General features: G+C 43.0%; 12 protein-coding genes and 1 pseudogene. 10 read left to right on the top strand and 3 right to left on the bottom strand.

All coding sequences use genetic code 11. The features are described from left to right. The 7 genes and pseudogenes from ACM5QX_RS28695 to ACM5QX_RS28665 all read left to right on the top strand — a co-directional run. Positions 1 to 1059 (top strand): annotated as a pseudogene (locus tag ACM5QX_RS28695) (hypothetical protein); the annotation flags it as partial. A 54-nt stretch (positions 1060 to 1113) separates the two neighbouring features. Next, a complete protein-coding gene (locus tag ACM5QX_RS28690; RefSeq protein WP_414756618.1) occupies positions 1114 to 1974 on the top strand; it encodes a hypothetical protein in 861 nt (286 codons plus the stop codon). Between the two features lies 1 nt (position 1975). Beyond that, the gene (locus tag ACM5QX_RS28685) at positions 1976 to 2356 is read left to right on the top strand and encodes a hypothetical protein (protein ID WP_414756617.1); all 381 of its coding nucleotides are present in this window, start codon (positions 1976 to 1978) and stop codon (positions 2354 to 2356) included. Between the two features lie 5 nt (positions 2357 to 2361). Next, positions 2362 to 2778, top strand: coding sequence for an ASCH domain-containing protein (locus ACM5QX_RS28680; protein ID WP_414756616.1), 417 nt, complete (start codon positions 2362 to 2364; stop codon positions 2776 to 2778). Between the two features lie 48 nt (positions 2779 to 2826). Further along, positions 2827 to 4194 (top strand): DNA cytosine methyltransferase, encoded by a 1368-nt coding sequence (locus ACM5QX_RS28675; RefSeq protein ID WP_414756615.1) that lies wholly within the window; start codon positions 2827 to 2829, stop codon positions 4192 to 4194. Then, on the top strand, positions 4187 to 4684 hold the full coding sequence (locus tag ACM5QX_RS28670; protein WP_414756614.1) for a DUF1392 family protein: 498 nt from the start codon (positions 4187 to 4189) through the stop codon (positions 4682 to 4684). Before ACM5QX_RS28675 ends, ACM5QX_RS28670 begins: the two co-directional genes overlap by 8 nt. 185 nt (positions 4685 to 4869) lie before the next feature. Then, positions 4870 to 5409 carry a hypothetical protein gene (locus tag ACM5QX_RS28665; RefSeq protein ID WP_414756619.1) on the top strand — a complete coding sequence of 180 codons (540 nt, stop codon included), beginning with the start codon at positions 4870 to 4872 and terminating at the stop codon, positions 5407 to 5409. Between the two features lie 17 nt (positions 5410 to 5426). On the opposite strand, the gene ACM5QX_RS28660 is transcribed toward ACM5QX_RS28665, so the two are convergent. Together ACM5QX_RS28660 and ACM5QX_RS28655 are read right to left on the bottom strand one after the other, a co-directional pair. Continuing rightward, positions 5427 to 7178, bottom strand: coding sequence for an ABC transporter ATP-binding protein (locus ACM5QX_RS28660; protein ID WP_414756613.1), 1752 nt, complete (start codon positions 7176 to 7178; stop codon positions 5427 to 5429). A 220-nt stretch (positions 7179 to 7398) separates the two neighbouring features. Beyond that, positions 7399 to 9297 carry an ABC transporter ATP-binding protein gene (locus tag ACM5QX_RS28655; protein WP_414756612.1) on the bottom strand — a complete coding sequence of 633 codons (1899 nt, stop codon included), beginning with the start codon at positions 9295 to 9297 and terminating at the stop codon, positions 7399 to 7401. Positions 9298 to 9849: 552 nt separating this feature from the next. On the opposite strand from ACM5QX_RS28655, the gene ACM5QX_RS28650 reads away from it, so the two are divergent. The 3 genes from ACM5QX_RS28650 (at position 9850) to ACM5QX_RS28640 (ending at position 12567) form a co-directional block, all read left to right on the top strand. Further along, a complete protein-coding gene (locus ACM5QX_RS28650; protein WP_414756611.1) occupies positions 9850 to 10773 on the top strand; it encodes a hypothetical protein in 924 nt (307 codons plus the stop codon). Positions 10774 to 11037: 264 nt separating this feature from the next. After that, entirely contained in the window at positions 11038 to 12150 is a 1113-nt protein-coding gene (locus tag ACM5QX_RS28645) for a hypothetical protein (RefSeq protein ID WP_414756610.1), read from the top strand. 15 nt (positions 12151 to 12165) lie between these two features. Then, positions 12166 to 12567: a nuclease A inhibitor family protein gene (locus ACM5QX_RS28640; protein ID WP_414756609.1), complete on the top strand. Its 402-nt coding sequence runs from the start codon at positions 12166 to 12168 to the stop codon at positions 12565 to 12567. Between the two features lie 76 nt (positions 12568 to 12643). Here ACM5QX_RS28640 and ACM5QX_RS28635 read toward each other — a convergent pair whose 3' ends face one another. Beyond that, positions 12644 to 13507 (bottom strand): DNA/RNA non-specific endonuclease, encoded by an 864-nt coding sequence (locus tag ACM5QX_RS28635; RefSeq protein ID WP_414756608.1) that lies wholly within the window; start codon positions 13505 to 13507, stop codon positions 12644 to 12646. Positions 13508 to 13637: the final 130 nt, after the last annotated feature.

The following is a 13637-nucleotide window of genomic DNA, read 5'->3' as shown; positions in this document are numbered from 1 at the left end:
ATAATTCTTGTTGTAGCGTCTAATTTTATTATCACTACATATTTACCACTACCTATTTTACAAACACAGTTGAAAGGCTCTCCAGCACAACTTTTTTATCGAATAAATCATGATGTACTGGATACCTTTTTAGATGCTGTTAAAAAAGGCTCTTTCACATCTATCAGGCCAAAAAATAAAAATCCCAGGAAACACTCTCATATCTGTGAGTTAGTTGACGGTCAACAATCTCAGGCAGTTAGCTCACCCTCAACAAACTTATCTGCTCACGGTCAACAATCCCAATTACTCACCGTCAACAATCTCAATTGCTCACCGTCAACTAACTCTACATATATAGAATTAGAGAATATAACAAAGACTACTACAGAGAGTGAAGAGCCTGTTCATTTTCTATCACACTTGTCGCATAGTGATGAAATACCTTCTCCATCTTCATTAACTCAACAAGACCAATTAGACCAATTAGCCCCATACTCTCAACTTAGAAAACCAGACCAACCCACTTCACAAATTCACTCTTTGTTGCCAAAACAATCCGAATCTTTGCACCAAAACTCAGATCCGGCATTTGGCTCAAACGGGGCGGGGTCGTTCGATAATCTCGAACAAATGAATTTAATACCTGCCTCAACTCCAGAGTTTATATTTCCTGAAGCAACCAAAGCCCAGCATTATCAAATGCTTGACGCACAGGGTGTTAAACTTACTCGCACTGAATTACAACAATGGGCTGCTTTTGAGATTGGGCAGTATGTCAAAACCTATCGTAAAAGCGGTTTCATTCTCACAGGTGGCAATGATGTCTCCGGCGAATTTGCAGTTTACGTTTCTAAACAAAACTGCAAGAAGGGTCAACAACCAACCATCGCGCTCGGTTTCAATGTGATTAACAAATGCGAGAATGATCCTCGCTGTTGGCAAAAGCTGGTGGTTTGGGTGACTGAGTGGCAGCAACTTCGACAAACAGGGCAACAGGTCAATGTCGCCAGTACAGTTAATGAGCAACAAGAGTTAGACCGCATCAGGCAAGCGGCTAGTACCAAATTCGAGCTTTGAGACAGGTGGGAAGTGGAATTTTTTGACCCCTACACCCCTACACCCCTAAAAAATATGATTACTCAAGAGAAATTTGACAAAGGTATCGCTTTACTGCAAACCCACTTCAACCAGGAACTATGCCCAAGCGCGATCGCTATCTGGTCAGAGTACCTCAATGAACACCTCAGCGACGAAGAATTTACACTCGCTGTCAAAGAGGCAATCATCGGGCTTGACTTTTTCCCCAGTGCCAAAAAACTTGTTGAGTTTGCTACTGCTACAAAGGAAGTCGCGGCGATCGCCCAGTGGCAGATAGTGATTGCTGCTGCCAAAACCGCTAACGAACAATGGCGACAAGAAATTCTACAACAGCTTAAAGACCAAGCTCACACCGCTTTGGCTGCTATCGGTGGAATAGATGCCGTTGCTTGGGCTGATGAATGGCAATTGAACAAACTCAACAAGGAGTTTACAACGGTTTACTGCCAATCTCCACCCCAAATGAAGCTTTTACCCCCTGCACGTATTGGGCAACCTCATTTTCAAGTTTTGCAAGAAGATATTTCTTCAGACCCCATCAACTTGGAGACAAAATCACCCTCAATTCGTCGCGTACTCGAAAATCTTCATTTGCGTTCAATCGGGGTAGAAATTCCACGGGTGCAAGTCTACAAGAATACTTTCGCTCGGTACGGTTGGGAGATTGATGAGCAACGACTGAATTTCTTTGTGGCAATGGATGAAGAAACTAAAAAACAATTTTTAGCTAGGTTTCAATTTGCCCTGAAGAACAAATCTTCTTGGCATTCACCTCAAATCATCTTTGACGATATCAGTGGTTATCAGGCTCCACGCCCCACTGTTGATGTTAAAGCGATCGCTCGTCAATGGCTATCTGAACACGAACACTCTATTTCATCGTTAGAAGATTAACATGAATGCAATTTACCAACAATTACTTTCCAAATGGTCTACTCTTGCGCCTGATGAATGTGTAACTACAAACCATAACTACAAATTTAAAGTTCGCATTCTACCAAGCGTAGAAAAGCGTAATTCTCTTAATGCTTGGCGTTTAGTGACATCAGATAACATTGCTTGGCGCTTGGCTAATGACCAAAGCACAGTGCTGGTGCAACTCAATTTTGTGCTGCTCACTATCATGCACTACTGCGCTATTAAACACTCCAATATCAGTTTTACTTTTGCTCCCGAAGGGACTACCGCCGTCATCTGCAACGGGCCACAGTCACAACCGCAAGCACATCCGGCTATTGCTGCTCTCGACGCATATATTCAACTGTTGGAGTTTTAAAACTTATGAAAGCACTCACAGTCCGCCAACCTTGGGCATGGGCTATTATCCATGCCAATAAAGATATCGAAAACCGAGCCTGGGCTATCCACTACCGGGGCGATATTCTCATTCATGCCGCTAAAGGTTTTACCAAGAAAGAATATCTGCAAGCCAAAGAATTTTGTCAAAGTATCGGTGTTTCCGTACCACAGTTAAACCTGCTCAGTCGCGGTCAAATCATCGGTGTCGTTACAGTTGTTGATTGTCAGTTTTCAGAAACTGGTGCTGGCTGGGGGATGCCACAGCAGTTCCATTGGCATCTGGCGAATCCACGCGAAATTACGCCTATTCCATACATCGGACAATTGGGACTTTTCGATGTGCCAGATGAATTGGTAAGGAAGGCGATGAGAGCGGCAACTTTAAGGACGAACGCTTGACCTTGGTACAACTTGTTTCATTTTCACAGAAACACGGGAATGCTTATTATGTTATTTGCGACACCCGAAAAATTCTTAGAGGACGACCTTAAACGTTCATCTCTTCGTAGCCAAGGATGCCTCTATCAGTACATTGAAACCAAAAAGCTACAAGACGGTTCAATAACTTATTACCCACGTATCATTACAGAGCGTGACCCAAACAATCCCTGTCACTGGCGTTGGGGCTTCAATTGGGAAGAAAAGCGCAACGGAGTTTGGAAAGGCCGCAGTATCGGCTCTATTCCATATAGTGCAATAGTTTTAATCCGAGAAATGCAACGCCAAGGCTCTACTAGAGATGACATCATCGCCTTCATCAAACGAGCCAAAGCCAAAAAACAACCGTCTGACAAACCCAAGCTAAAAACTAATGCACCGATCGCCGTAGTCCTCTTCGCCGGGGGTGGAGGTATTGAAGCGGGTATGATGGAAGCCGGTATCCGCCCAGTCGTCGCGGTGGAATATGACCCGACTAAACCGCAACTCAGTCAGGCGATCGCTCACACCCACCACCGCAACTTCAGCGAGTACGGCTGTACAGTCATTCAACGCACAGTACAAGAAATAGCTCAAGGATTCACAAGCTTTCCACAACACCCTGACTATCTCCATGCTTCGCCAGTTTGTTCTAACTTTAGCCAGGCCCACACAGCAAAGGCAGGCATGGCGCTGGAAACTCCTGATGACCTAAGTGCAGCCCAAGCGGTGCGACAAGCTATTCAACAATTGCGACCACAGGTTTTCACACTCGAAAATGTCCCACGTTATCAAAATAGTCAAAGTTTCACCATTATCCTGAAAGCTCTGGAATTGCTGGGCTATAAGGTTAACTACAGTGTGGTGAATATGGCTGATTACAGACTACCTCAAGCGCGGAAACGTTTAGTTCTTGTGGCCTGTCAGGATGTTGCACTCACATTACCACCTACATCTAAACAAGTTGGCTGGTATTCGGCCGTCGCTCACCTCATCCCCATAATGAATGACTCTCAACTTCTCCCTAAACAGCAGCAAGCTTTAAAACAATTTCTAACAACCAATGAACCCACACCACTTTTGATTGAACGAGTTGGTGGGCGTAAATTACCTAAATACAGGCCAGGGCATTTACCCGCTAACACGATACTGCGATCGCATTTCACCGACCACAAAGGCTGTAACCGCAACAAATTCGCCGACATCTGGTTGCCCGATGGCACTGTCAAATCTCTGTCTATTAGGGCAGCAGCAATTTTACAAGGTTTTCCGTCTTGGTATGAGTTCCCGCCCCAAACTGGTACGGCTGGCTCAATCATCGGCTATTCTGTTCCACCAAGTTTCGCTCACCAACTCTTTGCACATATACAGAAACAACTGGAGCGTCATTATGAGTAACCCTATCAACACCCTGGAAACGTGCTGGTATATATCCCCACCTTGGGGCAAACAACTCTCACCACTGACCATCAGCATACTAGAGAAGGTTTATTTGCCCTCTCCTAAAGTCGCCGGTTACTGCTGCGGGGTCGAGTGGAGTGAAACTGGATGGAGTTATTCTATCGACAGCGATCGCGGAATCATCTCTGTTACAGACAGTGAAATCATCGCCTCCGGGCAGCTTCAACCCCTGGTCATCTCAAAACCCCAGTTCCGTTTAGGGCAGTTGGTGAACTTTCGATTCGCTAATGATGGGCCGAAAGTTCGCATGATTTTGGGGATGTCTCTTATTAACAATGCTTGGCTTTACCAAGTCGAGTGGAAATCCCCAGCGCTCAAACTACCAACTGATGAAGGCGTTTGTATTTTCCCGAAATCTGCACAGCAGGGTAAGTTTATCAATCGGCTGTCCTGGGTTACTCCTCACGATTTAACGGAGGTATTATGATTTTTACCTCATTTTATAAAGGCGAAATAAAAGGCGAAGGGGTTTCTATATCCCTTTATCCGCCCAAAGGTTGGACTGGCAGGCACTTACCCCTATTCGCACCTACTCCTGAACTGTTGCACTAGTGGAAGTCTAGCGCTAAAGATGCCGCCGCACAGGAAGAATACAAGCGCCGTTTCCGCGAGATTTTAGATTCCCGGCAGCAGTTGATCCAGTTGTGGGTGGGGAAACAGAAGGATAATCCTGTGGATATGACTTTGTGCTGCTTTGAAAAAACTGGGGATTTCTGCCATCGATATCAGGTTGGAGAAATAGTAGTACAAAAATACTTGCCAGAGCTTTGGGGTGGTGAAATCGGATCTCTGGTGGGTCAAATGCCTTCCAACAGGCAGCTTACGCAAATAGAGAAGGGTCACGACTCAACTGATACCCCTAGCATTACCAAAACTGACAACTTTACGCCAAACGATACTACTTCAATTAACTCCACTTATCCACCCGTTGTTCAAACGCTACTGGCGAAATGTCAAGACGCTGGGTTGAAAGTAGTGTGCGATCGCTTATCTTGTGGGTACTATCGGGTATCTCTGCATGGCGAAGATTTGGGCGATTGGTCTGAACTGGGGTTAAAGGGCGTGCTGTCGCAGTTGTGCCATGAGTTTTACCGTGCGCGTCTTGTAGGATCGTTGGAGGGTGTGTTTTTCAGGCAAGGGATGAGCATTTGAGTTTAATTTACAACATTTCAAGCTTGGTCTTGCATACTAACTAGCTTGGCATAATAACCATCTTGGGCAATTAATTCGTTATGGTTGCCAGCCTCCACGATACGCCCTTGCTCAAGTACGTATATCCTATCTACATAACGTGTCGCCAATATACGATGAGAAACTAATACTGTAGTCAGCCCATTCCTAATCTCTCGCAATTGGGATAGAATTAAAACCTCAGTTTTGGTATCTAATGCAGAAAAGCAGTCATCCAGCAGCAAGATGGGGGTTTGGCGAATCAGCCCGCGAGCTAGACTAGTTCTTTGCTTCTGCCCACCTGATAAAGTTACCCCACGCTCACCAATCAATGTGGATAAACCTGCACTAAATTTATTGATCGTTGCTTCAAGCTGTGCATATCGGGCAGCCTGCCAAACAGATTCGGGCGGTCGATCAGGTTTATCGAAGGAGATGTTATCTGAAATTGGTGCAGCAAACAGAAAAGTATCTTGAGGAACATATGACAAGTTTTGGCGCAGATGTCTCAGCCCGATGTCCTGTAGATATTGCCCATCTACTTTGATTTGTCCGCTATTAGGCTCCAATTGTCTAGCCAGCAAACGCAACAAGGTAGATTTACCAGAGCCTACACGACCGATGATGGCAATCATTTCCCCAGGGCTAATATTCAGGGATATCTGCTCTAGAACTAGACGTGATGGCTCTCCAGCACTAACTGGGTAACTATATGACACATCTTCAACTGCGATTTCACCATTGATAGGTTGAGATGATAAGCTGGTCGGAGCATCTTGAATCTCCGGCTTTTTATCCATAATCTCAAATACTCTAGTTGCAGCCGTACTGGCATTGAGCAAAGCATACACGACAAAACTGCTGTCCTTAATCACCCCTAAAATCATTGCTAAATAAAATATGAAAGCTGTCAGCGTGCCGACACTCATTTGCCCTGCCAATACTTGGCTACCACCCACACCAGCAACGATTAAGGTCATCAAACCACTACCCAACACAATGGAAGCAGTGAGAATAGCATTCAAATTGATCAACTTTTGATGAGCTAGCGCATAACGATTTGACACGCCTGTAAAGTGAATAATCTCACGCTCTTCCTGAGCATGAGACTGAATGGTACGGATACCCTTAAGGTTTTGCTGTACTGTTTCTGTCAACTTACCAAAACCCGCTTGCAACTGGGCCGATGCCAGCAAAATACGTCCGGCTAAATACCAGCCGTTAACAACTATTACTAGTAGCAAAGGAAGGAGCAACAATGTCAACTGGAGCGACTGTTGTAACATAAAAATTGGCGCAATCAACGCCACACCAATCAGGCTCACGAGTCGATGCACAGCAGAGCGGAAAAAGCGGCGAATTGATTCCATGTCATTAGTCGCTCGTGCAATCAAGTCACCCAAATGGTACTTGGCATAGAAGCCATGACCAAGGGTTTGTAAGTGTGCATAGAATGCTTGCCGTAAATCATAAGATATATAAATTGAAATCAGCGCATTTTTGCGACGACCAAAATGCAGGATGGCGAAGCGCACAACCGTTAAACTAAGTATCGCCAGAGTCGGAAAGAAAATATTACCATCCTGTTTTGAAATCAAATCAATCCCAATTTTTAAATAAATAGGAATGGCAGCTTCAACAACATGAACACTCAAAAGGGCTATTACTGCTATTAACCACTGAAAAAAATATGGTTTAAAGTAGTGAAATAATTGTTGTAACGCTGTTAAAGTACGTATGTCTGATTTCATTTTTCCTCGGTCAGCTAGAATCAGTTTAATCTGGCTATATAGAGAAATATCTGGGTTAGCTAAAAGAATTATTTTGTAGAATTACTAAATCATAGTAATCTACATTTAATAAAACTTACATCTGGAAATTATCAATAAAATACAGTTAGCAAGTCAGCTTAGTTGAAATTAAATTTTCGTCCAAATATATTTTTGAGAAACTGCTTTAATATTAGACATTTTAAGTTAGGCGAGATGATGTGTTTTCACGTTTATCTTTGTACAATTGCGCTTCATAAAGAGTTTTATAAAACCCATTACTAAGCATTAATTCCTTGTGGTTTCCTAATTCCACTAGTTGACCATGATTTAGAACCACAATGCGGTCTACTCGGCGAATAGTCTGTAATCTATGGGCAATGATGATAGAAGTTCTGTTGGCTGTTACTTTTTCCAAAGCGGCTTGTATAGCCGCTTCTGTTTCCGGATCAATACTAGCAGTGGCTTCATCTAGAATCAGAATTTCAGGATTTAGGGCAATAACACGAGTAAACGCCAATAACTGGCGTTGTCCTTGCGATAAGTTTTGGCCACGGTCTTCCAATACTGTATCAAACCCTAGTGGTAAGGCTTCAATGAAATCTAGGGACTGTATCACTTTAGCGGCTTGTCGGGCATCTTCCCGTGTAATATTTGGATTACCCAAGGCGATGTTTTCATAGACAGTACCAGGGAACAGATGAAAGTCTTGAAAGATGATCCCTACACGTCTACGGATTTGTGCTGGATCTATCTGCATGATGTCGATGCCATCTATGAATAAGCTATTTTCAGGCACATCGTAGAAACGACAGATGAGCCGCGTCAATGTTGTCTTGCCAGAACCAGTGGCCCCGACGATGGCAATGTTTTCTCCTGGTGCTACACAGAGGCTGAAGTGACGAATAACTGTTTTGCCATTTTCATAACAAAAATTTAGATCGCGAAACTCAATTCGACCTTGCAAACCTTCAGGTAAAGGTATAGGTTGCAACGGTACTGACAAAGATTCGTTCCAGTCCAACAGCCCGAATATGCGTTCACAGGCTGCCGCCGCTCGGAACACTGCATTTGCTTGATCCCCCAAAGCCACAATCGGACGGAACAACATATCGCTAAATTGCAAGAACAACACAACCGATCCCAAGGTAGTAGTTTGGTTAAGTACGTGTTGTCCGCCTAACCACAAGATACTCGCGATCGCTAAATAGGATATGTTGTCGATGATAGGATTGTATACAGTCTCTGTCATAATAGCTTTAGTCTCGGCTACTTTATTAGTTTGGTTAATAGCCGAGTACTGTTGAAAGCTTAGTGCTTCCCGCCCAGACATCTGCACAATTTCCATCCCTGATAAGTGTTCGTGCAAATGCTCGTTGAGACGCGATAAGCTAGCACGGATGACCTGATAAATCGAACTAGAATAACGTCTGAAAATTACAATTACACCCGCCACAAATAACATAAAGGGCGATAGTTTTAATGTAAGGATTGCATCTACAGATAACATTACACTTGCAGCAACAGCTAATGGAATCAACTCTCCAGCCAACGCACCGACACCAGTCAGCAGTTCGGACAAACTCTCGATGTCGTTAGTAATCCGGGTCAATACCTGCCCGACCATCACCCGATCATAAAAAGCCGATGGCAAATGCTCGACATGGGCAAACAGATCGCGGCGCAAGTCGCTTAGACCCAGCAGTGCCGCATAAGACAACTGAGAGCGAAAGGCATACCCAAAACCAGACCACAGCAGTACCCAAACTAAGCCAACAAGGGCGGCAGCAATTATTTGTTCAACGTTTAATATAGTTGCTAACCATTGGATTAATGCCGTTTGGCCATAGTCTGGTAAGTCAGTCCGGTAGTTATTCATCAAGATACCGTCTACTACCACCCGGCTAATTATCACTGGTACTAACACCGCAGATGTGGACGAGAGCATAGCAAACAGCAGTGCTAACGCAATGCGCCATCGGTATGGAGCCATCCAGTGCTTCAGTCGCCAGACATTGCTGACAAAGGAGTTACGTTTATCGATTGTGCCTTGAAAGGGGTCAAGCCGACCAAGAGTTTTAGCGGTGTTTGATGATCTCATAGTTTGATCCCCCAGCGCTTAGGCTTTAACAAATTAGATAAGTATTCTGCATGGATTTGATGACTGCTTTAAACGTTGCTTTTGGTTGTAGCCAAAGTAATTCTTTCACCAAATCATTCAAATTTTTATATTTCTGTCCTTACAGATTCAAGATTAAGTTGATGTAATGTGTCCTTTATTTTTACTACTTGTTTTAGTTACTAGAATCATTAAGCGTAAAATACTGTTAATCAGTCGAGTTAACGTATTTTACGAAGCTTTATAGTCTCACAAACAAGATTAAAACGCAAGTCTACATATAGCTGAAATCACAAAGAAAACGTCAAACTCTTGCTATGGCAAGGTGTATAGATATAAGGATGTGGGGTGTAGGGAAAGAGTATTGCTTTGCAAATCTGATACTTGGTTTTAATTTTTTTCCTTACACCCCAATACCTGTTCATTCAACCAGATTAAGGATTCGCACTTGACAAACGTGTTATTTCTCTGGGCTGCTTTGAACCAACTGAGGAGTTCTGCCATCGCCATCAGGTTGGGGAGGAAGTCATACAAGTGTGCCTGCCTCAGCTTTGGGGTGGGGAGATCAGGGTAACTCGTCTACATCTGAAAATTGTACAAGGCGGAAAGATTAATCATCCTGCAACATATCCGGCTCAGGTTTTGAATTTGATTGAGAAGTGCCACTCGTCGGGTTATTTAGTGAGGTGCAATCGCCTAACTTGTGGCTACTATCGGGTATCTCTGCATGGCGAAGATTTGGGCGATTGGTCAGAGTTGGGGGTGCTGGGGGTGCTATCAGGACTGCTGCATGAGTTTTATCGCCCTCGACTAGTTCCATCTTTGGCTGCGGTGGCAACTTCTTCAGTTCCAGAAGTACCACAAGAGACTGTTGCCGCACAACCCAAATCAAGCGAACTGATTACACGCCTGGCCAAGTTAGAGGGTGAGGAATTAGCCCAGATTCAGGATTGGTGCAAGTCGATCAAAAACCAGATGTTCCCCTCAGTATCGCAATATGCCGATGGCCGTTTGGAAGTGCATTTGCGGCGGTTCGTTAGTCTCGCCAGTGCTAAGTCTGGTAAGAAGGCTGAGGTTAAGGTGGTTGATTCTGCTATGTATCCTGGTGCTGAGGCAATTGAGACTTTGGGCGAGAAGCTGCTGCCGGACTTTCATCAAGCGTTGGTGTTGTTTTACCCTGCGGGGACACAGATTAAAGTACATCGGGATTCACCAGCTTATGCTTCAGAGGCAGCGCAGATTAACATATCTGGTCGGGCGCGGTTCTCTATCTCCGGGTGTCAGGATGTCCGGCGGATGGAATCGTATTGGTTGGAGGAGGGCGATTGTATTGCTTTCGATAACAAGCAGCCACATGGGATTGATCGGGTGATGAGCGATCGGTGGTGCGTATGTTTCTTCAGGCTCAAGGCGGGGTGTTTGGAGAGGCCGAGGGGTGAGCAGTTAAGTTTGATGTAAGCTAGTGTTACAATTTCAGTAACTTTTTGCCGTGATGTTGTAATTTTTTCAGGCTGATATTGTTGGCTACAAAATCAGGGTTAACCGTTCTTGCTAACTCTGCTAATATGTACTGATAGATTTAAATCTCCGCTAGCGATCGCAATCAATTGAGTATCAACATAAATCTTAACTTTGTAATCGCTATCAAATAAGCTGAGTCATTACCAATTCTTAAATATTGGCTTTTATGCTGAACCTTGTTTATGAGGAAAGGTAGACTCAATGAGTTTCAGAAAAATTCTTCTTGTCGTACTAGGACTGCTTATAGCAATAGTAGTTGGTATTTTGACAGATACAAAAGTAATTGCTCAATCTGTCACTGATGTGGCTTTAGCTTTATATCATGCTCCTATTCACTATCAAGACACAGATAGCACTAAGTATAGTGGAGACTACATCACGCGATTTGATTATGATAGCGATTGGCGAGGTACAAATAATTGGGATAACCTTTTTCAATTTCCTCTGTTTGCTCACGGTTATTATTCCATAGCTGAAACTTGTACTCATTGGTTTATTACATATTCCTTTTTCCATCCCCAAGATTGGACTGATATACCTTTTGATCAAGAACACGAGAATGATTTAGAGGGTTTACTGGCAATTGTCCGTAAGGACGGTTCAGCTTTTGGTAAATTAGAGGGCATTGTCACTGTATTTCATCGAGATTTTTACTCTTTCACGCCAACTGGTAGTCCTTTACGAAATGGGGCAGAAAGTATTGATGGCACACTGACGATGAATAGTTACAGTGGCTCACTGCATCCATTAACAGCGCAAGAAGCTAAAGGTCATGGACTAAAAGCCTGGCTTTATGCTGGAAATTTTCAAGGTGCTAGCAGTGAAGATGGAATTATTTACTATCCTTCTGGAACTACAGCAGAACTTCCAGCTTCGGGGAATGACAGATATGTGCAGTACCGATTGGTTGATGTGTTTGCTACTAATGGAATGTGGCAACATCAATTAAATGAAGCCTCTTTATCAAGTTCTTCTGCTTTGACTTTCGCTAGTTGGGGAACTTTTAAAGGAGATTCTACTGGTGGTTGTGGTGCTGGTACACCAACTTGTAGTAATAATTCTGCTAATGCGCCTTGGGGTTGGGATGATTCTAATGACGGTGCAGTATATAAAGGTGAAATGGCTTTAGACCCTGCTCACCTCACTGATGTTTATTTTGATGGGCTTGGGACTTTTGATACCACATACATCCGCAACCAATTTATTCAAGGCTTGAAAGACAAAGGATATAACTCGGCAAATCTTCCTCAAGGTTGGCCTACTCAGATTAATCTGAATTCTCTGATTGGCAAGCTCAAAAACCAATGCTCATAACTATCAATAAATTTTATGACTAACGAGATTACGGAAAACCTGAAACAAGCCTCCGATGGTTTGTTAATGATGAGTGAATCAGAATATCCTTTTGAAGTGTTTTTTTGGAATAATCAAGCACAAGAACCGTTGACCAATCAAAAACTGCTTGAATTAACAGGACATCCCCCAGAAACATCAGTTGAAACCGTAGACCTCGATTATTTGTTTCGTAACTGTGCTGTAGAAAAAGAATGGCACGATGAAGTGCAAAAACAAAATGTGCAGAAGTTTCAAACGCTTGTTAAAACACTAAAGGATAATCTCACAGATATCAAAGTTTATCGTTTAGGTACGATAGATATAGATGTCTATATTGTTGGTAAAACTCCATCTGGTGATTTAGCCGGAATTTCTACTAAAGTTATAGAAACCTAAGCTGTTCATAAATTATTAGCCTGTCTGTATTTGCAGACAGGCTCTATGCTTGGCTTGAAATAACTATCTTTTAACCTTACAAATTGTCAACTCTAGCCTCAATTACACTTTGAATAAAAGTAGGAACATTAGAAAGAAAATCATAAGTAGTTCCCGTTGCATTCAAAAGTCTCGCTTCTAGAGTGTCAACGCTAATTCGATAATTTTTCCAATCCGCGTTTCTCACACCTTGCGTATTGGGTATATCAACTGCAATTAACCTTGTATTATTAGTTACACCACTCACTCCTAAACCTGGTCTATCTAAAACAACAATTACTTTATAAGTTCTGGCTGGGACAGTAACTTTGCCACCAGCAATTGTGGTTTTGTCACCATTCGACCCTGTACCACCAGTGCCATAAGAACCTGAAATGATGTAGAGTTCCCTATTCTGTCCGGTTACTAAACTTCTAGAATAATTTTCTAGATTCGCCCATATACCTTGATTATTATCTGGGGCTTGAGGAATGATATTTGTCATTAAGAATGTAGCAGAATTATTGGCGATAGTATTTGTTCTATCAGCCGAAGGAGCCATGTGTCCCCTATCAAACCCACTACCAGTGTAATCAGAAGATGTGACTCGATCGCAGCCAGAAGGTAAGGTAGTATCTGCACGAAAATCATCTTGACGAGGCGCACTTCCGAGCCATGATTGGTTTAACTGCCAACTCACCCAATTTGGTGTTCCTCGGAAACAATTATGAGAGGTTGCATACTGAACCTTACTTAGTAAGAAATTACTAAAGCTAGTGTTAGCATTAGTAGGATTTCCCATCGTCAGATGAACATTTGTAATTTGGGCATTTAGGGGCTTTTGGAGATAATTAAAAGTGAAAAATATTGCTGTACCAGCAGCAATAGGTAGAATATTCCTGAGAAAGTTAGACTTATTCATTTGTGACCGTTTGTTTAAACCAACTACAATTGTTTCTGTTAAAATTACAGAAATTCATTAAAACTTAGCGATTACCAATACCGTTGCCAAAATAAGAGCATGAAGAGGTAGGGCGTTTCGTAGTAGAGTT

The organism is Anabaena sp. CCY 9910 (assembly GCF_963920875.1).
Classification (GTDB): Bacteria; Cyanobacteriota; Cyanobacteriia; order Cyanobacteriales; family Nostocaceae; genus Trichormus; species Trichormus variabilis.
Note: the sequence above shows the minus strand (reverse complement) of the source record. Positions and strands in the feature narration are given on the sequence as shown.

Coding starts and splice junctions, on each gene's coding strand:
- ACM5QX_RS28690 (WP_414756618.1), top strand. CDS start 1,114: ATGATTACTCAAGAGAAATTTGACAAAGGTATCGCTTTACTGCAAACC.
- ACM5QX_RS28685 (WP_414756617.1), top strand. CDS start 1,976: ATGAATGCAATTTACCAACAATTACTTTCCAAATGGTCTACTCTTGCG.
- ACM5QX_RS28680 (WP_414756616.1), top strand. CDS start 2,362: ATGAAAGCACTCACAGTCCGCCAACCTTGGGCATGGGCTATTATCCAT.
- ACM5QX_RS28675 (WP_414756615.1), top strand. CDS start 2,827: ATGTTATTTGCGACACCCGAAAAATTCTTAGAGGACGACCTTAAACGT.
- ACM5QX_RS28670 (WP_414756614.1), top strand. CDS start 4,187: ATGAGTAACCCTATCAACACCCTGGAAACGTGCTGGTATATATCCCCA.
- ACM5QX_RS28660 (WP_414756613.1), bottom strand. CDS start 7,178: ATGAAATCAGACATACGTACTTTAACAGCGTTACAACAATTATTTCAC.
- ACM5QX_RS28655 (WP_414756612.1), bottom strand. CDS start 9,297: ATGAGATCATCAAACACCGCTAAAACTCTTGGTCGGCTTGACCCCTTT.
- ACM5QX_RS28645 (WP_414756610.1), top strand. CDS start 11,038: ATGAGTTTCAGAAAAATTCTTCTTGTCGTACTAGGACTGCTTATAGCA.
- ACM5QX_RS28640 (WP_414756609.1), top strand. CDS start 12,166: ATGACTAACGAGATTACGGAAAACCTGAAACAAGCCTCCGATGGTTTG.
- ACM5QX_RS28635 (WP_414756608.1), bottom strand. CDS start 13,507: ATGAATAAGTCTAACTTTCTCAGGAATATTCTACCTATTGCTGCTGGT.